The organism is Vicinamibacteria bacterium, assembly GCA_035620555.1.
Taxonomy (GTDB): Bacteria; Acidobacteriota; Vicinamibacteria; order Marinacidobacterales; family SMYC01; genus DASPGQ01.
On sequence record DASPGQ010000660.1, the window covers coordinates 1 to 20,200 of the forward strand.

Sequence of the window (20,200 nt, forward strand, 5' to 3'; positions counted from 1 at the left end):
CTGTTTCGCTTACAACGAGGATACGCTCACGATTGTCGACGTCACCGACAAGTCCCGCCCCCGCATGGTGTCGAAGCAGAGCTACCCCGGGGCGGGCTATACGCACCAGGGATGGATCACGGAGGATCAGCTGTTTCTACTCCTGGGCGACGAGCTGGACGAGGTGAACTACGGCCATGCCACGAGAACGCGCGTCTGGGATATCGCCGATCTCGACCGTCCCCTCCTCATCGGAACTTACGAGGCGGCGACACCGTCCATCGATCACAACCTGTACGTCCGTCAGGGCTTCGCTTACCAGGCCAATTATCGCGCCGGACTCCGCATCTTTGCTCTCGACGGGATCGCGAACGGGACGCTGCGTCAGGCCGCGTACTTCGATATCTATCCCGAAGACGACTCCCCCGAGTTCAACGGCGCTTGGAGCGTCTATCCCTTCTTCCCGAGCGGCGTCGTCGCCGTGAGCGGGATCGAGCAAGGACTTTTCCTGCTCTCGCCTCAGTTGCCATAGCGAATCGTCTTCATCATCGATTCAGCTGGCGGCGAATCTCGACCAGCCGGGCGAGACCCGTTCTCGTGATGAGCCCGACCATGTCCTTGCCCTCCATCACGACGAGACGGCCGACTCCCGATGGCGCCATGCGGGTGAGTGCTTCGATGAGCGGCGCGTCGGCGGCTATGATCCTGGAGTCATCCAGCGGCGTCATCACCGCGGCCACGGTCTTTTCCGCCAGTTCCTCTTCCCTTAACCCGGCGAGGGAAGAGATCGAGACCAGGCCCACAGGGCGGTTTTCCTCGAGCACGGGAAAGCCATGGTATCCATACCTGAGGAAGTAATCGTTCACCAGATCGCGAAGGCTGGTTCGCGACGAAACGATTACGACGTCACGAACCATGACATCGCTCACTCGGACGCCTTCGAGAGCCCCGCGAAGCATCGTGTCCTCGTAACCTCGCTCGGCAACTCCGCGGAGAAACATGCCGATGAAGAGGAGCCACGCGCCGCCCAGCAGGTTGTGAGAGAAGATCTGAACCGCTCCCAGGAGCATCAGGGCGAGTGCGAACCCTTTGCCCAGGTCGGACACGAGTCGCGTAGCGGCCTGGAGCGAGCCGGTTCTCCGCCACCAGATGGCCCGTAGAACCCTGCCCCCGTCGAGGGGGAACCCGGGGATGAGGTTGAAGACGCCGAGAGCGGCGTTGATCAAGGCCAGGTAGTCGAGGGTCGAGACTACGAGGGGAAGGGCCACGGGCTCGACCAGACGCGCAATCGCCCAGAACACGAGCGCGAGGAAAAAGCTCGTCAGGGGGCCCACGATGGCGATCTTCAACTCGGTGCCGGGATCCTTGGCCTCCTCTGACAGCTTGGAGACCCCACCAAAAACGAAGAGCGTGATGCTGGGAATGGAGATGCCCGACCGAATCGCCATCAACGAATGAGCCAGTTCGTGCAACAGGATCGACAGAAAGAAGAGAAGGGTCGCAGCGAGCCCCGCGATCCAGTAAGTGACGCCGCTCTCGTCAGGATGCTCCCGCGGGAAGTAGCCTACGGAAAGACTGAACAGGACGAGGAGGAAGATCGCGAACCATGAGTAATCGATGACGATGCGGATACCCGCCACGCGGAAGAGTTGAATGCCTCGCTCCATCCGCTCACCGTCGGTCGAATGAGGTGCCGCCAATACCGTTTCCTCGACGGAGGGACGGACCCGGCAAAGGTCCGGTTATTCCTCGTCCGGCAGAGTGAGCGCGCCGGAGTGAACCGTCGGCTCCCTCTCCGTTGGAGTGTCTTTGGGGGGTGGCTCCACGTCCTCCAGGGGCTGTTCGACGGGGCTCGGTTCGACGGGCTCCGCGTCTTCCGTTCCCGCCTCTTCCTTTCTCTCTGGTTTGCGGACCCGCTCCAGCCGGGGATCGGTCACGAACGGCTCGTAGCGGGGAAGTCGGAGGCTCACCTCGTCGCCATCCTCCACCAGCAAATCGATCTCTTCGAGCCGCTCGGTAAAAGTGGCCAGCAGAACTCCATCGCTCGTCTCGAGCTTCAGCAGAAGGCGTTTCGAGTCGGTGGACTTCTCCGCCACGACTCCATGCACGACGCCGCCGGGGAAGAAAGCCTCGGGAACGTAGCTCCTCCACCATTGGGGCGCCACCGCGAGGCCAAGCGCTCCCAACATGAAACCGATTACGAACCCCAGAAAGAATCGGCTCTTTCTTTTTTCGCGATTATCCATATCCATCAATCTCCATCGCCCGCCGAATCGAGCCGTTCGAGGAGACGCTCGTGGGCGGCGGAACTCTCCACCAAAACGAGAAGGATATCGCCCCTCTCGAGCCGGGTCCGTCCCCGGGCAAGCAGACTCTCCTGCTCGCGGACGACGGCGACGACGAGCGTGTCGTCAGCGAGGTGGAGCTCCGAGAGCGTCTTGCCCGCTGTCGGTCCCGCGGGTACCTCGACGAGCTGCAGGCCTCCGCGGCTCACGAGAGTGAAGTCGAGCCGATGAAAGCCGTAGAGCGCCGATACGATGTGGGCCGCCGCCGCCAACCTCGGCGCTATGATATCAGTGACGCCTATCTCTTTCAGCGCGGCGCGTAGCCCCACCTCATCGAGCTTCACGACGACCTTGGAGACTCCCGCGCGGCGTCCGAGCATGGCGATCACGGCGTTGATCGCGTCCGACCCGGTCACCGCCACGAGAGCATCCGATTCGCCCAACCGTGCCTTCGAGAGTATCTCGGGATGCGTCCCGTCCCCGTGCAATACGAGAGCGTCGATTTCCGCCGAGATCTCGCGTGCCCGCTCCTCGTTCTCCTCGATCACGACCAGATCGTTGTCCTTCCGGCGCGCGAGGATGCGCACCAGCTCCGTTCCGATCCCACCGGCGCCCACGATCACGGCTCTCACGAAGACCTCCCCGAACGACGCGGAGAAGGATAGAGCAAAACGAGGAGCGGGAGTATCTCCAGCCGGCCGGCCCACATGTCCATCGCCAGGAGGAGCTTTGCCCACGATTCGAGATCGGAAGAAGTGAGGCCCGTAGAGAGACCCACCGTTCCGAGCGCCGAAGTGGACTCGAACAAGGCATCAATTGGCTCGCAACCGGTGAGCGTCAACAGGAAGGTCGACAAGGCGATGAGCCAAAGGAAAACCATCGTCAGCCCCACCACACTTCGGATCTCGTCATCCCTCAGGATCCTACCTCCCTGGCGTACCGGGAGCTGCGCCTCCGCGGGCAGAAGTGCGCGGTGCAGATACCACTGAGCCACCCGGGCGAGCACGAGAGCTCGTATGAGCTTGACGCCTCCCGCGGTGGAGCCGGAGGAGCCACCGATAAACATCAATACGATGGCCACCAGCCTCTGCCCCTGCGTCCACCCGCCGGCATCGGTCACGTTGAAGCCCGTGGTGGTCACCGCGGATACGCTGTGAAAGACATGAGTGACGATCGAACCGTGCCCACCTGGCGATCGGTCGTAGAGGAGCGTCAGCACGAAACCGGCTCCGATGGCGAGCGCGAGTGCTCGAAGCTGGGAGTCGGCGAAGAACTTCTTTGGACCTTCACGCGCGGCGCGATAGTAGAGGGGAAAGGCCACGGCGCCGGCAATCATGAACAGGCAGACCCAGATCTCTATGCCGACGCTCCCGTATCGTCCGATGCTATCCGGGTAAGGTGAGAATCCTCCGGTGGAAAGTGTCGAGAGAACGTGGAGGAGCGCGTCAAAAAATCCCATGCCCGACAGAACGAATACCCCGAGGCCCAGCAGCGTCAGGCCTCCGTAGATCGAGAAGACGAGTCGCGAGGTCGACAAGAGATTCCCCAGCAGGTTCTCTTCGCGGAACTCGGCCGAGTAAAGGGGAAGCAGCGTGGCGCGGACTCCGGGCAAGAACACGATGGAGAGAACGATGATGCCCGCGCCTCCAATCCACTGCGAATAAGATCGGAAGAAGAGAAGGCTATTCGGCATCGAGCCGGGATCGAGGACGCTCAGCCCCGTCGTGGTGAAGCCCGACATCGACTCGAAGAAGCCATCGACCAAGCTCGCATGGGGGAGATAGGCGAGGGCGCCAACGAGCGAGAAAACGAGGTATACGATGGCGGCAAAGACCAGTGCGTCTCGCGGCGCGATCGGCGCGGTCGATGAGGGCTCCCTTCTTCCCATCAGGTAGGTCGCGCCGGCGAGGCCGGCGAAGACGATCGCTTGCGTCCATTCGCGAGACACGATGGCCACGGCAAGCGGGGCGACGAGCGCCATTCCGAGGAGCTTCAGAGGTCGTCGAATGTTGGCCGAGACCAAGCGCAAGTCTACGGGAGGTATGTGGTGAGAGATTTGCACGGACTCGGAATCCGACTGGCGATTCTATCATCGTCGCCGATCTCGAAGCCCGGGCCTCGGACGTCTACTCCGCTCTCTTCGAGGCGGCGTTTACGATGATGTAGACGACGAATCCAAACGCGGTGATCGTGATCGAAGCGGGTGGAGCCAGCGGCAGTTCTCCCGTCCAAGGCTCGAGGAAGTACGTCCAGTCGGCGAAGTAATGAACGAGCCACAACACCAGCCCGAGTCCCATCGACGCGATCGCGGGGGCGGCCGAGCGAGGTTTGCCGTAGATTCCCATCACCAGGGGAACGAACATTCCCGCCAGCGGAAGCTCGTAGGCGTCTTCGAGAAGCGCATAGGCACGCTGTCCGGCGAGGGCGAAGCCGATGCTCGCCAGGGTGACGAGAACGACGGCGAGACGGTTGAGCGTGAGAGAAGACAATCGCCCACGGTTCCAGTAATGGAAGACGTTCTGGGAGAGCACACTCGCGGGAGAGAGGATGGCGCTATCGATGGTGGAGAGTACCGCGGAGGCGAGCATGACGGTAAAAACGATCGCCGGGCCGGGACTCAGGAATCCGTGCGCGAGAGCCGGAAGCACCGCACGCTCCAGGTCTTCGGGGAAGAGCAGCCGCCCTACGAGTCCGAGTGTCACCGGGATGAGGCCGAACGTGATGTAGAGCGCGCCCGCGAGCACGCAGGCGCTCGAAGCGATTCTGCCCGAGCGCGATGCGAAGACGCGTTGCATGAGATCCTGTCCGGGAAGGTTGCCGAGAGCGCCTACGGCGAAGACGGCGAGCCATTCGAGCACGAGTTGAGCCGAGCCAATCGGGATTGGCATCCGCATCTCCGGTGGTGTCTCCGTCCAGAGGCGTTCCAGGCCGGCGAGAATACTCCCATCACCGAGGGCGGCAAAGCTCGACGCTCCCAGGAGTACGAGTCCGACGAGCACCAGCGTGATCTGAACCGCGTCCGTCAAGGTCACTGACCACATCCCCCCCATGAGGGTATAGCCGACGGCGACGGCGGCTACGATCAGGATTCCCACGGTCATGTCGGTCCCGAAGAAGAGGTTCAGCATTCCCGCGAGCGCGACGAACTGCGCCGCGATCCATCCGAAGTAGCTTGGCACCATCACCGCGGCCGACAGGAGCTCGGCCCGTCGGTCGAACCGCTCGCGAAAGAAATCGCTCACGGTAAGGAGCTTCATTTCCCAAAGGGGCTTGGCGAAGAACAGTCCAGCGAGGATGAGACAGAAGCCCGCTCCCAGCGGCTCGAGGGCAGATCTTTGCAGCCCCTCGCGGCGAACCTCGTCGGTAGCAGCGAGAATAGTCCCCGCTCCGAACCACGTTCCGAGAAGAGTCGCCGTGGAGAGCGGAAGGCTGAGCCGCCTACCGGCGACGAGGAAGTCCTCGCTCGATTGAATACGTCCCTGGATCATGAAGCAGAGGACGTAGAGCGCGATTACGTAGAGAATGAGGGTTGCTCCGAGCAGCCAGCCCAAGCTCGGATCGACGGTCACAGGCGGTGTAGATCTCCCACGTGCTCGAGCATCGTGGGCTCTTCGGCGCCCTGGACGAGGGCGCCGGCGATCATCGCCATCAGGCTGGCGGCGAGAGCGACGACGATGGGCGCGAGCCCGAGCTCGATGAAGTCGAGCTCTACCACGATGTAAGTGACCGCGCCCACGACGATCGAGGCAATCCCTCCGGTGCGGTTCGCCCTCTTCCACCAGAGCCCAGCGATGGTGGGGACGAAGAGGCTGGCGCTGAGAAGCCCGATGCCGGCGGTATAGAACTGGCTGATGAGCTCCGGAGGAGAGAATGCCCAGTAGAGAGCCAGCCCTCCGATGATCCAGGCGGAGGCGACGCGGACGAGCGCGAGGCCCCTCTCGCTCACACGATCTTGAAAGAGCATTCCGAGGATGTCGTGAGAGATGGCCGAGCTGCACGCGAGCAGCAGCGCGTCGGTCGTCGACATGACCGCCGCGAGCACCGCGGCGACGCCGATCCCGCGGATGAAAGCGGGGAACTCCGACTCCATGACCTTCAAGAACACCTGATCGGGGTCGGCAAGTCCGGGGAAGTCGACCCTCCCGACGGGAACGATGGCGAGCGTCGCCGTCAGGATCATGACGCTGTAGGCCAGCATCGCCACGTTGAGCGAGAGTCGAGCGCCCCGGGCATCCTTGGCGGTGAAGACGCGCATCACGATATGAGGGATGACGGGAATGGCAGTAGCCCAGATGACGAAATAGCCAAGATAGCTCTCCACCGGCCTGTTGACCACTTGCCCGAGCTCGGGAGCGACCGATGTCGCTTGCGACATGAGCTCGAGCGGGGAACCGAAGCGAAGGACCATCACCAGCCCGGTCCCCACGACGACGACGAGCATCAGCAGACCCTGGACCACGTCGGTCCAGGTGATCGCGATCATCCCTCCGACGGAGACGTACAAGATGAAGACCACGGTGGCGAGCGTGAGAGCCACCTCGTAGCGGATGCCGAGAAGCGCCTCGGCGGTGATGCCCGCCGCTTTCATCTGCGCCACGATGTAAATCGTGAATGCGATGACGATGAGCACCGGCACCAGGTACTGTACGATGGCACTCGGATAACGGAACGCAAGAAAGTCGGTGATCGTGTACCGGCCGAAGTTCCGGAGCGGTCGTGCCACGAGCAGCGAGGCCAATGGAAAACCGATGACCGCGCCGGCGAAGAGCGCCAGCGTTGCGGGAATGCCCTGTCGGTAGGCGAGTCCCATGACTCCGATGATGGAGCCACCGCTCGCAAGACTTGCCATGATGGCCATGGCGTTCACCAACGTCCCGATGCGCCGACCCGCCACCCAATACTCGTCCCGGGACGCCAGAACTCGCCTCGAGGCGAAGATGCCGATGCCGATGCAAGCCCCCAGGTACAAGAGAACCAAAATGCGCTCGACGATCAACGCTTCTTTTGTCCTCGAACGAAGATGAAGAGCGTGGCTGCCGGTGAGACGATCATGAGGGCGGCCATGAGCCAGCCGAAAGCCGCCATGCCGAAGAGCTCTATTGTACGGAAAACCGGCAGAAAGGAAACGATGGAGAGCAGAACGAGACACATGAGCGCGACGAGCTCGAGCCGTTCCATGGGGAAGAAGGATTTCATTGCCGCAGAAGAAACGGAATCGTATCCCACGCGAAAGGGAAGAGCAACGCGAACGTTCCTTCTTTGCGCCTGCGCGTCCTTTTCGGCTTTGAGTTATTGACGACCGGTCAAATCCGGCAGGCTTGCAACGGGCCGACTTCCTGCTATATGAACGGATTGCGTGCTTTCCTCTCCGTTTTTTCAGAAGTATCTTCTTCCGGGCTTCGTTTTTCAGTCGATGGTCATTGCCGGTGGCTACGGCACCGGAAGAGAGCTCGTAGAGTTCTTCTTGAACTTCGGTCCCCTGGGCGGGCTTCTCGCGATGTGGCTGGTCTCGACCGTAGTCTGGAGCCTGGTTTGTGCCGTCACTTTCGAGCTCGCTCGCATGACCCAGACGTTCGAATATCGCGGTTTCGCGCGGATTCTGCTGGGCCGGCTGTGGGTCCTGTACGAAGTCTGCTATCTGGTGATGATGACGATCGTGTTGTCGGTGATCGCCGCCGCGGCGGGGAGCATCGTCCAGGAGCTGGCCTCGCTTCCGTACTTCGTCGGCGTCGCGCTCATGATGGTCGGTGTCGGGTTTCTCGTCCTGAAGGGGACTCCACTCGTCGAGAAGTTTTTGTCGATCTGGTCCCTGGTTCTCTACGCCGTCTACATCGTCTTTCTGATCGCCTGTTTCGTCACTTTCGGTGGGGACATCATGGCGGGGCTGGGCATGGGCGAGGTGAAGCCGGGATGGATCCGAGGGGGAGTCGAGTACGCGGCTTACAACGTCGGTACGCTTCCCGCGGTGCTCTTCACGATACGCCACCTAGAGCGTCGCAAGGAAGCTCTCGTGGCCGGTCTGCTGTCGGGGCCGATCGCCATCCTCCCGGGGTTCTTCTTCTTCCTCGCCATGACGGGGCGCTATCCCGAGATCCTTCCGGAAACGGTTCCATCGCTGTTCCTGTTGAACGTCGTGGGCTCGAGGCTGCTGCTCTTCGCCTTCCAAATCATGCTTCTGGGAACGCTCGTGGAGACGGGAACGGCGCTCATCCATGCTTTCAACGAGCGCGTCGCCTCGGCGCTCGAGGAGAAGCACCGACGCGTCGTGCCGGTGTTTCGACCCGTCGTTGCCGTCGGTCTCCTGCTCGCGGCTGCGCTTCTTGCCCAGGTGGGTCTCCAGGACTTGATCGCGAAGGGATACGGCACGGTGACCTACGGCTTCTGGATCGTCTTCCTGATTCCCGTCTTGACCCTGGGAGCTTATCGCGTCTTCGCTGTGCGATAATCGTCCGCATCGGGCTGCTTCGAGGGAACCGTCCGTATTCGGGCTCCCTCGAAGGTATCAGGTGTTCCGGGGCTGCTTCGGAGGGGCATCCCGCCGGGAAATGAGATGTGAGCACGCAGTGCGAATAATCGTCCGCATCCGATGAGGTGAAACGACGAAGGATGCGCCGTGCGGGGATGTTCTTCTCTTCCGAATTCGTGAACGACTGGCAGCGCGAGGCTTCGACGCTCGAGCGGGAGTGGGACGTCATCGTCGTGGGTGGCGGGCCCGCCGGCGCGACCGCCGGGCTCTGTTTGGCCCGCGCCAGACATCGTGTCGTCGTTCTCGAGCGATACCGCTATCCCCGAGACAAGGCATGCGGGGATGCGTTGATCCCCGATGCGATCGCCGCGCTTCGAAAATGCGCGCTTGCCGAGCGAGTTGCCTCCAACGCCTTCCGGGCGTCGACGCTTCAGATTCACGGGCCCGCTCGTGCCGTGGTCGAGATAGAGGGCAGGTTCTGGACGCTTCCCCGCGAGCGTCTCGATACTCTCATCGCCCAGGGGGCAATGGAAGCCGGCGCCGTCATCGCCCGCGCCAAGGTTATCGACATCGTGCCATCCGACTCCGAGGTGTTCGTCCGCCTCGAGTCGGGTGAGACCCTGAGAAGCCGGTTCGTGCTTCTCGCCACGGGAGCCGACGTCGCCCTGGCCGACCGGCTCGGTCTCGTCTCTCGCACCCTTCCGAGCGCCGTCGCGCTCCGGGGCTATGTACGGTCGAGCCACCGCATCGAGTCACTTCTGATCTCCTACGATCGATCGATTCTGCCGGGTTACGGCTGGATCTTCCCCGTGGGAGAAGGTCTCTACAACGTCGGATGCGGCGTCGTCGTGGGCACCACGAGTCCAAACCCCCGTGGGCTCTTCGAGCGCTTCGTCGGGTCATTCCCGCCTGCGTCTGAGCTGGTTCGCCGGGGCGAGCTCGTCTCGGCGCTTCGTGGAGCCAGGCTACGGTGCGGTTTGGACGGCTTCACGCCTCCGCCCCACTCACGCGTCCTCAGTATCGGCGAGACGATCGGAACCACGTTTCCCGCCAGCGGCGAGGGCATCGGTAAAGCGATGGAAACGGCCGCGCTCGCCGCGGAATTCGTAAGCGAGTCGCTGAGACGTGGCGATGACGACGCGCTCGCGCGGTTCGCCTCGCGGGTGGAGAGCGAGCTGCGACCGAAGTATCTGGCCTATCGCATCGCCGAAAGCTGGCTCGCCCGCCCGTGGCTGTGCGACTTCTTTCTGAGCCGAGCCGCGCAAAGCTCCTATCTCCGCGGCGCTCTCGCGGGAATTCTCGAAGAAAGGGTGGATCCCCGAGGTGCTTTTTCCCTATCGGGTCTCCTGCGCTCTTATGTGGACTAGAAAAAGCCTTCTGGCGGATGCCCCGTCCCCCTGACTAAACTATACGTCTATGCCTGGAAGCACGGGGTCTCCGCCTGCCTCTCTGAATGCGGAATCGGTCGAGATCACGAGAATCTTGGAGGGTTTCGGCGCGATCGGCTCGTCGCTGGATCTCGATCGCACGGCGGACAACGTACTCGCTGGTCTCCGAGCGGTTTTTGCCTTCGACGCGTCGAGCATCTTCGTGAGAGAGCGCGACGGAGAAACGATCATCTGCCAGCGGAGCCGCGGCGAGGTGGCCGGCGAGCGTGCGCGTCCTCGCCCCGAAATTGGCCGCGGCATCGTGGGGCGCGTCCTGGGAACCGGAAAGGCCTGTCTGCAAGCTGTCGTCGACGACGGCTCCCGGAGCGCGGATCTCCGCCAGGCGACCCACTCGGCGATGGTGGCACCGATTCTGGGTGGCGGAGGGCGAGTCTTGGGGGCGTTGTTGCTCGAGTCGAACGAGCCTGGGTTCTACGACGATTCGAATCTCGCAAAGCTCATGAGCTACAGCCGAGTCGCTTCGGCGGCCATAGAGCGCGCGCTTCTCTTCGCTCAGATGTTGCAGGAGAGGCGGCTCGAAGGGGAGATGGAAGTCGCCCGCCAGGTCATGGCCGGTCTACTGCCGAGCGAAGCCCCGTCGCTTCTCGGTTTCGACGTTTCTGCCGTCATCGAGCCCTGCTACGAAGTCGGAGGGGATTACTTCGACTTCATTCCGCTCGGAGACGATCGTTGGGCGATCGCCCTGGCGGACGTGTCGGGCAAGGGCGTGCCCGCGGCGCTTCTGGTCGCGGCAATGAGGGCCACTCTCTACACGCTGGCGAAGCGGGAGCTGGCGCTTCGTTACATCCTGCGTTATGCCAACGAGTTCATCCAGGCTTCCAGCGGTCCCCGAGCCAAGTATGTAACGCTGTTCTACGCCGTGCTGGATATCCAGGCCAAGCGTTTCATTTTCATCAATGCCGGCCATCTTCCCCCCATCGTCATGCGGGCTCACGGCGAGGTCGAGCTGCTGCGCTCCGGTGGTTTTCCTCTTGGGTTCTTCGACAATCCCCGCTATTTCGAGCATTTTCTCCAGCTCAATAGCGGCGATCTCATCTGCCTGTATACCGACGGCATCACCGAGTCGATGAACGCTTCCGACGAAGAGTATGGCCGGCCTCGGCTCGTCGAGGCACTGCGACGTCACCAGCGTGCCTCCGCACAGGAGATCGGCGACGCGGTGCTAGCGGACGTACGGCGATTCAGTGGACGTGCTCCTTTCGACGACGCGAGCGTCGTGATCGTCAAAGCGACCTGACCAGCTTGTTGACTCGTCCCTCGCGGCTCGAATTACGCCCGGAAACCCTCGCTTCACCTTTCAGTGAAATACCCCGACGAGCAAGAAGGCCGCTAACGCGAGCAAACCCATGGTGATCGCATAGGGAAGCTGCGTGTTGACGTGGTCGATGTGGTCGGAGCCCGCCGCCATCGATGAAACGATGGTCGTGTCGGAGATGGGCGAGCAGTGGTCGCCGAAGATTCCGCCCGCCAGCACCGCGCCTACGGTTACGTGGAGGTCCACCCCCAGGGCTCCCACCATCGGGATACCGATTGGGAGCATGATCCCGAAAGTGCCCCAGGAAGTTCCGGTGGAGAAGGCTATGAAACCACTGATAACGAACAAGACGGCGGGCACGAGCGCCGGACGCAACAGATTCTCGGCGAGGGACGCGAGATAGATTCCCGTCTTCAGCTCGTTCGAGAGAGCGGCAATGGCGAAAGCGAGCATCATCAGGAGGGCGACCGGCATCAAGCCGCCCAGCCCCTTGAAGGCCAGATCGATCGTCTCGGCGAGCGAGAAGATCCCCTGCACGCGGTACAGCACGGCGGCGACGACCACGGCAAGGAGTACCGCCCAGAGGACCGCGGTGGAGCCGCTTCCCGCCAGCAGATCGCCGTCTCCAGTGATGTAGAGTCCGACGGGCATCATCAAGAGCATGCTGACCATGGGTACCAGCATGTTGCGGGCCAATGGCTCCACCCCTGGTTTCGTGGGGAGACTCAAGACCTCGGTCGAGACGAGGGGCTCGGCGCCGTCGCGCAGCACTTTGCCGGTCTCGCGCGCCCGGCGTTCGGCCCGCGCCATGGGGCCGAAATCCTTGCCGCTGATCACGATGAAGAACACCAGCACGACCGCGAGCGACGCGTAGAAATTGAAGAGATTCGCGTAGAGAAGGGTGGTGAGAGGGTTCTCGATGCCCTGGGTGGCGAGAACTCCCATGATGAACGCTCCCCAACCGTTCATCGGTATGAGAATGCAAACCGGCGCCGACGTGGAGTCGCAGAGGTACGCGAGCTTCTCGCGCGAAAGACTTAACTTGTCGAACAAGGGACGCGAGATCGCGCCGGTCACAAGACAGGTGATGGTGGACTCGACGAAGATACCCAGCCCCAAAAGCGTCGCCAGGACCTGGGCGCCCCGGCGGGTGGCGACGACACCGCGCTCGCTCACGAGGCGGATGAAACCCTCCACCCCGCCCGAATGTTGGGTGAGGGCGATGAGCGATCCCACCATCGCGCTGAAGATGATGGTGCGGGTGTTCCCATCGTCCTTGTACACGTCCACCAGCGCCTGGATCGCGTCGCGCAGACCCACGACGACGTTTCCGCCGTTCAAGATGGACCAGCCGAGCCAGATTCCCGCAAAAAGCGAGAGGAAGACTTGCTTCGTGACCAGAGCGGTGACGATGGCAATGAGAGGAGGCAGGACGCTCAGCCAGCTGGGTGAATCCACGCGGCCGTCTTCATATCACATGCGTGATAAACTCGGCCAGGCGAGCGCCGCCGCCGCGCCCGTTCGAAGTGTATTGGGAACCAAATGTGAAGAGCTTCGGAGGTTTTGTGCTCGCACTCGGTCTGCCGGGCGTCACCTTTGGCCACGCTGTCGCGGTCGGGGTGGTGAGCGGTCGGATCGCGAGCCCAGCTGGTGATTCGCTTCCCGGCGTGGTCGTTACGCTGAGCGGGGGCAACGTCGAATCGCAACTCCAGGTGACCGGAGCTGACGGTGAATTCTCCTTCGCGGGGCTGCCGGCGGGAACGTACTCACTCGTTGCCTCTTTGCCAGGATACGTGGACGCCGTGGTCGATCTTCGGGTAGAAGACGGGCAGACGGCGAGAAGGGACATCATTCTGCAGCTGCGGCCCATTTCCGAGAGCGTCGTGGTGGAGGAGTCGCTTCCGGCGCCCGAGATCCAGCCCGTCGAGAGTCAAGGGTTCGAGATCGAAGAGCTGGATCTGCTGCCGCTTCCCACCGACCGTTTCCAGGAATCGTTTCCGCTCGTACCCGGCGTCGTCCGCGATTCCGAGGGACGGCTGAGCTTCAACGGTGCTCGCCCCAGTCAGTCCATTCTTCTCGTCAACGGCGCCAATGCGACCGACCCGCTCACCGGCGAGTTTGCCGTGGAGCTCCCGTTGCGCGCCATCGAAGCGGTTGAAGTAAACACCATTCCCTATTCTGCGGAGTACGGGCAGGTCACCGCCGCCGTCGCCAAGGTCAAAACCCGGGGCGGCACGGACGAATGGGACGTGGATTTCTCCAATCTCATGCCCAACTTGAATTTCCGCGACGGGAAAATCAAGGGCATTCGCGCCGCGGTTCCGCAGTTCGGGGTGAGCGGCCCGCTCAGGAAGGGCAAGCTGTGGATCTCTCAGGGGTTCACCTACCGTTTCGTCCGCTCGCGGGTCTACGACGTGGAGGCGGGCGAAGACGAGAGAATTCTCGAAGGCTTCGACACGTTCACCCAGCTCGACTGGAAAATGGCGGAAAAGCACCAGCTCACCACGACCTTCTCGTATTTTCCGTCGGAGTGGGACAACCTCGGCCTCACGGCGGTAACCACGTCGGAAGCGACTCCCGATTTCAACTCCTGGGGCTGGAATGCGGCGATCTCGGAGAGGTCGCTGCTCTCGCAAACACTCGTCGAGACCCTGTTTGCCGTCAAGAGCTATGACGTTGCGGTTCGGCCGAAGAGCGAGCTAACCTCGTTGCTCACCCCCGAAGGGCTTCGCGGCAATTACTACAACGAAATCGATCGAGAGAGCATGCGTTACGAGGTCGCCACGCGCTTGACCCGTTCGATTACCGGCTTCCACGGGGAGCACGTCCTGAAGGTGGGCGCAAACGTGGTGCAGGCGAGCTTCTCGGGAATCGACGCGAGCCGGCCGGTGGAGATTCGGGACCTCGACGGACGACTCTTACAAGATATCCGCTTCGAGGGCTCCCCCGAGGTCCGAGGATCGGATTTAGTCGTCTCGGGCTACGTTCAGGACCAATGGCGCCCTACGGACCGGCTCGGACTGGAGGCGGGGGTCCGCTACGACTACGACCGGCTGGTGGGCTCTCAGCAGCTCGCGCCGCGGTTCGCATTCGCTTATGCGCTCGTTCCCGACGGGACGACGGTGCTTAAAGGGGGGTGGGGCGTCTTCTACGACCATGTCTTCGTTCATGCCGACAACTTCGATACGTTCCAGTCGCGCGTGGAGACCCGTTATGGGGAGGATGGCGCAGCCACCGGGCCTGCCGTCACATACGTTCCGAGAGTGTCGGAGGAGGGGCTCGACATGCCTCGGGGGCAATCTTGGAACGTGGAGCTCGATCATCTGCTCGCTCCTGGAGTCGAGGCTCGTCTGAACTACCGAGAGCGACGAGGCTCGGAAGAGATGATCGTCGAGCGAATCGACGAAGACCTTCCCGGCCAGGGCAGCATGGTGCTGTCGTCCGAGGGCAGTTCGTTGACCCGCGAGCTCGACCTGACCGTGAGGCTCTCACGAAACGACAACGAGCTCTTCCTCTCTTACGTGAAATCCCGAACCAGCGGAGATCTGAACAATTTCGGCACGCTGTACCAGAACCTTCGCACGCCCCTCCTGTTGAACAACGAGGTCTCTTTGTTCGAGCTCGATGTGCCTCATCGTTTCTTGGCGTGGGGAATCTGGAGGCTGCCGGAAGATATTCAGATCGTTCCCGGCGTGGAGTGGCGCTCCGGGTTTCCCTACACGGAGTTCGAGACGGATTACACGCCGGTGGGTGAGAGGAATCGGGGCGGTCGTTTCCCCGGGTTCCTCTCCATCGATTTCCGGGTAACCAAGGGCATGAGAGTTCTCGGGCGGGGGATCCGGGTCGGGTTTCAGATATTCAATCTCGGCAGCCATTTCAATCCGCGCGACGTGCTCCCGAACCGGGGAAGCCCTCGCTTTGGCGACTTCCTCAACAGCGTCGACATGAGCTTTTCCTTGCGATTGAGCCTGGGCCTGTGATCGTCGAGAACCAGAAAGAACTGGAAGAGCTCTGCCGCGAGCTCTCGAGTCGTGGCACCTTCGCCTTGGACACGGAGTTCGTCCGGGAGCGGACCTTCTTCATTCAGCTCGGTATCATCCAGGTGGCAGCCGAAGGCATCGTGGCCGTGCTCGATCCCCTCCCGCTTCCGTCCCTGCAACCGCTTTTCGAGCTGATCGCGAATCCGGCGATCGAGAAGATCGTCCATGCGGGCGAGCAAGACTTTGCCGCGCTCGTCGAGAAGGGGGGGCCGGCGCCGAGAAACGTGTTCGACACCCAAGTGGCGGCCGCTCTCGTCGGCTACGGAGACCAGGTCTCCTACGCGAGGTTGGTCGCCAAGGTGACGGGAGTCCAGCTGTCCAAGCTCGAGACGCTCACGAATTGGACGGCTCGGCCGCTCACCGAGGCTCAGATCCATTATTCGCTGGACGACGTACGATACCTGCCCGAGCTCCGGCGTCACCTCGGGGAGCGCCTCTCGAAGCTCGGTCGATCGGGATGGGAGCGGGAGGAATGCAAGCGGCTGGAGAACGAGGAGACTTACCGTCTCCCGTCCCCGAGAGCTTACTACCTCAAGCTCACCAAGGCGGGGCTCAACGGGACCACTCTCGGCGTCTTGAGGGAAGTCGCCGCGTGGCGAGAGGAGACCGCGCGCTCCCGAAACGTCCCCCGAGGCTGGGTGCTTCGGGATCAGAGCGTCCTCGAAATCGCTCGCAGAAAGCCTGACTCGGTGAAGAGCCTGGGGCACATCCGCTCCCTCAAACCCCAGCAGATTCGGAAGGACGGCGCCGCCATCCTGGAAGCGGTGAAGCTGGGCGGGGAAAACCCCTTGAGCGAGAAACGGGAAGAGGAGCCACGGTTCAAGGCGCCGCTGGGGGTGGAATCGCTGGCTCGACTCGTCGAGGCGTGGCTTTACGAACGGGCTCTGGCAACGGAGATGGCTCCGGGCATGCTCGCGACGCGGGGCGACCTCCGAAGCCTGGTCACCAGCCATCATCACGGGCACCTTCCCGAGCTGCCGCTGCTGGAAGGTTGGCGCCGGGAGCTCGTGGGCCAGGATCTCCTCGACATTCTCGACGGCCGAAAGGCACTTCGCGTCAACAAACACGGGAGAGTGGAGGCGCTCGAGATTCCCCGAGACAAGAATTAGCCCCAAACCCGGGTCGGACGACTCGAGCCAGGGGAATACGAACGACGCACGGAGATCACGGGGCTGGCTGGCGACCCGTGACCGCTGATAGGATTCGCAACGCAATGCCCTGGTACAGAAAGCTGCATTGGCAGATCATCATCGGCCTCGCGCTGGGAGTCCTTTACGGTGTCGTCGCCGCGGCGAACGGCTGGGACAAGTTCACGTCCGATTGGATAGCTCCGTTCGGTACGATCTTCATCAACAGCCTCCAGCTGATCGCCGTTCCTTTGGTTCTCGCCTCATTGATCACCGGTGTCGCCTCCCTGAGCGACCTCAGAAAGCTGTCGCGAATCGGGGGAAAGACCATAACGATTTACATCGCCACCACGGCGGTTGCCGTCTCCATCGGTCTGGTCCTGGTGAACACCCTGAAGCCGGGCGAGCGTGTTCCCGACGCGGTTCGAGACGATCTCCAGAGGCAGTATGCGAACGAGGTGACCGAGAGAGAAACCGCGGCATTGAACGTCGGAGAGCGCGGTCCACTCCAGCTGCTCGAGGATATCGTCCCCTCGAACTTCTTCTCATCGGCCTCGAGCAACGCCAACATGCTGCAGATCGTCTTCGTGGCGTTGATGGTCGGCATCGGCCTCATTCAGTTGTCCCGCGAAAAAGCCAAGCCCCTCCTCGATGTATTCGACGCGTTGAACGATGTCATCATTCGCCTGGTGGACCTGGTCATGCTGATCGCCCCGCTGGGCGTGTTTTCCCTCATCGCCCGGACGATCACGGCGGCGGGAGCCGAGGGCAATATCGTCGGACTGCTCGGCGCACTCGGCTTCTATAGCTTGACCGTGGTGCTGGGTCTCGTATTGCACATGTCGGTGACCTACGGCACCCTCTTGAAATTCCTCACGCCGATGAAGTTCAAGACGTTCGTTGCCGGCTTGGCTCCAGTGCAGCTCGTTGCCTTTTCGACGAGCTCGAGCGGCGCGACCCTCCCGCTGACGATGGAGCGTTGCGAGGAGAAGCTCGGCGTTTCCGAGGAAGTGAGCTCCTTCGTCCTGCCGCTCGGCGCCACGGTCAATATGGACGGTACCGCCCTCTACCAAGCCGTCGCCGCGGTGTTCATCGCCCAGGCCTCGGCCATACCGATCGGGTTCTCGGGCCAGCTTACGATCGTTCTCACCGCGGTGCTCGCGTCGATCGGGACGGCTGCTGTTCCTGGCGCAGGCATCATCATGCTGGTCATCATCCTTCAGGCCATCGGCGTTCCCAGTTCCGGAATCGCTCTGATCCTCGGGGTGGACCGCATCCTCGATATGCTTCGCACGGTGACGAACGTCACCGGAGATGCGACGGTCGCGACCGTGGTTGCCGCCTCGGAAGGCCAGCTGAAGCCGCCCTATCTCGGAGAGGAAGCAGATCGGATTCGGCTGCGGGCCTGAGCCTTCGTAGGCGAATTCCCCCGCGGCGAGATCGCTGGTCGTGCACAATTAAACACTCCTAGGGCCATGGGGCTCACCCGGCGAATTCGGCCCCGCGCAAGTTCTTGCCTCATATGATCCAGGCTCCGACTTGCCATTCCTGAACGGGCACGCTCTTTGCTAATCCAGTTTCGACGGCACCCGTGCAACCGGTGACCCAAGGAGTTGTTGGGGTCGTGCATCTCGTGAAAGTCGAGAGAGCGACTCGCATCTTGGAGAAGCCATGAGCCATTTCCTGAACGACCTGTCGATCCGGAACCGATTCGTACTTCCCATCGTAGGGATGATGCTCGTCTTCGCGACGTTCATCATGTTCTTCTTCCCCGCCCGCCAACGCGCGGTCGACGAGCGAGGACTCGAGAGCAAGGCGTCGAGCATCACCCGGATGCTCGCTTACAGCGTCGCCGCGGGCCTCGAGTTCGAAGATCGTGAATCCGTTCTCCAGGTGCTCGACTGGGCACGTTCCGACGAGAGTATCGCCTACGTCGTCGTTCGCGACAGGGACGGAAGCGAGTTCGCGGTCTATGCTCCCGACGACAAGGCCCCGGTGCAGCGAGGAGAACTGCCTCGGGATTTCCAGACTCACGAAGACCTGAACGGGGTCCTCGAGATCTACGGACCGATCCGTCGTGGCGAGAGCACGACCGGAGCCATTCAAGTTGGGGTGTCTACCGCCAGCGTCGAAGAGAACTATCGCAATGGTCTCTGGACCGCGATGTTGTTCAACCTGACCGTCGCCGGGCTGGCCTTCGTCACCGTGCTCCTCGTTGGAAGACAAATAACCTCCCCCATCCTTGCCCTGACGCGAGCCGCCGAGCAGATCGCGAGCGACGACATGACGCGAATCGCCGAGGAGGCCAAGACGATGGCCAGCGGTGACCTGTCGGGCCAGATCGCGATTGAGCCCCGGCGAATCGTCGTGGAGACCGGGGGTGAAATTGGCCGCATGGCGGCCTCGTTCAATCTGATGACGGACAAGCTCGTCGAGATCAGCAAGGCGATCAACATGGTGTCGGCGGGCCTGCGCGACATGGTGCTGCACGTTCAGGCCGCGGCCGACGAGGTGGCCACGGGCAGCGATACGGTCGCGAACTCGACCAGCAGGGCGGCTCGGGGCAACGAAGCTACGGTTTCCGCGGTCGAGGGCATCACCTCGACCCTTCATGAAATGAACGCCAACATCCAGAACGTAGCCCGCAACGCACAGTCGCAGTCCGCTTCCACCACGGAAACGCTGCGTTCGATCGAGAACATGCTTCGCTCGGTGGAGACCGTGGCCAAGACGGTCGAGCGTCTCGTGGCGATCGCGAACCGGGCGAGTGGTGCGGTCAACGAAGGTGGATCGGCCATGGAGGCCGCCAGCCGCGGCATGGGCGAGATCAGGGATGTCATTCGTTCGTCGGCGGGCTATGTGCAGGAGCTCGGTGTCATGGCCCAAGACATCGGCAAAATCGTGGGAGTCATCGACGAGATCGCGGAACAGTCCAACTTGCTCGCTCTCAACGCCGCCATCGAGGCGGCCCGTGCCGGCGAGCACGGGCTGGGCTTTGCCGTCGTCGCCGATGAAGTCCGCAAGCTCGCCGAGCGGAGCGCGAAGTCCACTGGAGAGATTTCCCAGCTGGTGGAGCGGATTCAGTCCCAGGTGGGCAAGGCGGTGGAGAACATGGAGAAGTCCACCGAGATCGTCGAGCAGGGAATGAATCTCACCGAGGATCTTCGCACGAACCTGCAGAACATCGGACTCGCCGTCGCCGAGGTCGATCTGTGCTCCCGCGAGATCGGCGAAGCAACCTCGGAGCAGTCCGCGGGAACCCAGCAGATCGAGCAGGCCACGTCGCGTCTCGGCGAGCTGACGCATGAGATAAGCGCCGCCACCGAAGAACAGTCGACGGGGACCGAACAGGTCGTCGACTCGATCGAGCAGATCCGGGGAATGGTTCAGGCGAATGCCGAGACCGCGTCGGATCTCGCGTCGTCGTCCGAGGAGCTATCCCGACAAGCGGGGATGATGAGAGAGCTGGCGGCACGGTTCCATGTGCGTCGCAATGGACATCCGAAGGCGAGCCGAACGAACGGCGAGTCGCGAGCCATGGATCAACCGATTCGTGATGAGGGCCACGGCCTCATCGCACCTCGGGCGGAGGCCTGAGGC

The 20,200-nt window shown here is 62.3% G+C and carries 16 protein-coding genes; 8 read left to right on the forward strand and 8 right to left on the reverse strand.

What is annotated here, in order from left to right:
- Positions 1 to 511 (forward strand): choice-of-anchor B family protein (locus VEK15_26735; GenBank protein ID HXV64324.1); only part of this gene is annotated, 511 nt, incomplete at its 5' end.
- Between the two features lie 13 nt (positions 512 to 524).
- Here VEK15_26735 and VEK15_26740 read toward each other — a convergent pair.
- From VEK15_26740 to VEK15_26770, 7 genes are all read right to left on the reverse strand, one after another.
- Positions 525 to 1,679: a site-2 protease family protein gene (locus VEK15_26740; protein HXV64325.1), complete on the reverse strand. Its 1,155-nt coding sequence runs from the start codon at positions 1,677 to 1,679 to the stop codon at positions 525 to 527.
- Positions 1,680 to 1,721: 42 nt separating this feature from the next.
- Entirely contained in the window at positions 1,722 to 2,168 is a 447-nt protein-coding gene (locus VEK15_26745; protein HXV64326.1) for a hypothetical protein, read from the reverse strand.
- A 62-nt stretch (positions 2,169 to 2,230) separates the two neighbouring features.
- On the reverse strand, positions 2,231 to 2,896 hold the full coding sequence (locus tag VEK15_26750) for an NAD-binding protein (GenBank protein ID HXV64327.1): 666 nt from the start codon (positions 2,894 to 2,896) through the stop codon (positions 2,231 to 2,233).
- Positions 2,893 to 4,293, reverse strand: a complete 1,401-nt coding sequence (locus VEK15_26755; protein ID HXV64328.1) for a TrkH family potassium uptake protein — start codon at positions 4,291 to 4,293, stop codon at positions 2,893 to 2,895. Before VEK15_26755 ends, VEK15_26750 begins: the two co-directional genes overlap by 4 nt.
- A gap of 97 nt (positions 4,294 to 4,390) precedes the next feature.
- The gene (locus VEK15_26760; protein HXV64329.1) at positions 4,391 to 5,833 is read right to left on the reverse strand and encodes a sodium:solute symporter family protein; all 1,443 of its coding nucleotides are present in this window, start codon (positions 5,831 to 5,833) and stop codon (positions 4,391 to 4,393) included.
- Positions 5,830 to 7,260, reverse strand: coding sequence for a hypothetical protein (locus tag VEK15_26765; protein HXV64330.1), 1,431 nt, complete (start codon positions 7,258 to 7,260; stop codon positions 5,830 to 5,832). Before VEK15_26765 ends, VEK15_26760 begins: the two co-directional genes overlap by 4 nt.
- Positions 7,257 to 7,460 (reverse strand): hypothetical protein, encoded by a 204-nt coding sequence (locus VEK15_26770; protein HXV64331.1) that lies wholly within the window; start codon positions 7,458 to 7,460, stop codon positions 7,257 to 7,259. Before VEK15_26770 ends, VEK15_26765 begins: the two co-directional genes overlap by 4 nt.
- Before the next feature lie 160 nt (positions 7,461 to 7,620).
- On the opposite strand from VEK15_26770, the gene VEK15_26775 reads away from it, so the two are divergent.
- The 3 genes from VEK15_26775 (at position 7,621) to VEK15_26785 (ending at position 11,415) form a co-directional block, all read left to right on the forward strand.
- A complete protein-coding gene (locus tag VEK15_26775) occupies positions 7,621 to 8,709 on the forward strand; it encodes a hypothetical protein (protein HXV64332.1) in 1,089 nt (362 codons plus the stop codon).
- 146 nt (positions 8,710 to 8,855) lie between these two features.
- A complete protein-coding gene (locus tag VEK15_26780; GenBank protein HXV64333.1) occupies positions 8,856 to 10,097 on the forward strand; it encodes a geranylgeranyl reductase family protein in 1,242 nt (413 codons plus the stop codon).
- Positions 10,098 to 10,212: 115 nt separating this feature from the next.
- Positions 10,213 to 11,415: a SpoIIE family protein phosphatase gene (locus VEK15_26785; protein HXV64334.1), complete on the forward strand. Its 1,203-nt coding sequence runs from the start codon at positions 10,213 to 10,215 to the stop codon at positions 11,413 to 11,415.
- 60 nt (positions 11,416 to 11,475) lie between these two features.
- On the opposite strand, the gene VEK15_26790 is transcribed toward VEK15_26785, so the two are convergent.
- On the reverse strand, positions 11,476 to 12,891 hold the full coding sequence (locus VEK15_26790) for a Na+/H+ antiporter NhaC family protein (GenBank protein HXV64335.1): 1,416 nt from the start codon (positions 12,889 to 12,891) through the stop codon (positions 11,476 to 11,478).
- Positions 12,892 to 12,998: 107 nt separating this feature from the next.
- On the opposite strand from VEK15_26790, the gene VEK15_26795 reads away from it, so the two are divergent.
- The 4 genes from VEK15_26795 to VEK15_26810 all read left to right on the forward strand — a co-directional run bounded on the left by VEK15_26795 (position 12,999) and on the right by VEK15_26810 (position 20,197).
- Positions 12,999 to 15,413: a carboxypeptidase regulatory-like domain-containing protein gene (locus VEK15_26795; protein HXV64336.1), complete on the forward strand. Its 2,415-nt coding sequence runs from the start codon at positions 12,999 to 13,001 to the stop codon at positions 15,411 to 15,413.
- Entirely contained in the window at positions 15,410 to 16,582 is a 1,173-nt protein-coding gene (gene rnd, locus VEK15_26800) for a ribonuclease D (protein HXV64337.1), read from the forward strand. The genes VEK15_26795 and rnd overlap by 4 nt, the downstream gene beginning before the upstream one ends.
- Before the next feature lie 104 nt (positions 16,583 to 16,686).
- The gene (locus VEK15_26805) at positions 16,687 to 18,009 is read left to right on the forward strand and encodes a dicarboxylate/amino acid:cation symporter (GenBank protein HXV64338.1); all 1,323 of its coding nucleotides are present in this window, start codon (positions 16,687 to 16,689) and stop codon (positions 18,007 to 18,009) included.
- A gap of 262 nt (positions 18,010 to 18,271) precedes the next feature.
- A complete protein-coding gene (locus tag VEK15_26810; protein ID HXV64339.1) occupies positions 18,272 to 20,197 on the forward strand; it encodes a methyl-accepting chemotaxis protein in 1,926 nt (641 codons plus the stop codon).
- Positions 20,198 to 20,200: the final 3 nt, after the last annotated feature.

Coding starts and splice junctions, on each gene's coding strand:
- VEK15_26745 (HXV64326.1), bottom strand. CDS start 2,168: ATGTTGGGAGCGCTTGGCCTCGCGGTGGCGCCCCAATGGTGGAGGAGC.
- VEK15_26770 (HXV64331.1), bottom strand. CDS start 7,460: ATGAAATCCTTCTTCCCCATGGAACGGCTCGAGCTCGTCGCGCTCATG.
- VEK15_26805 (HXV64338.1), top strand. CDS start 16,687: ATGCCCTGGTACAGAAAGCTGCATTGGCAGATCATCATCGGCCTCGCG.
- VEK15_26810 (HXV64339.1), top strand. CDS start 18,272: ATGAGCCATTTCCTGAACGACCTGTCGATCCGGAACCGATTCGTACTT.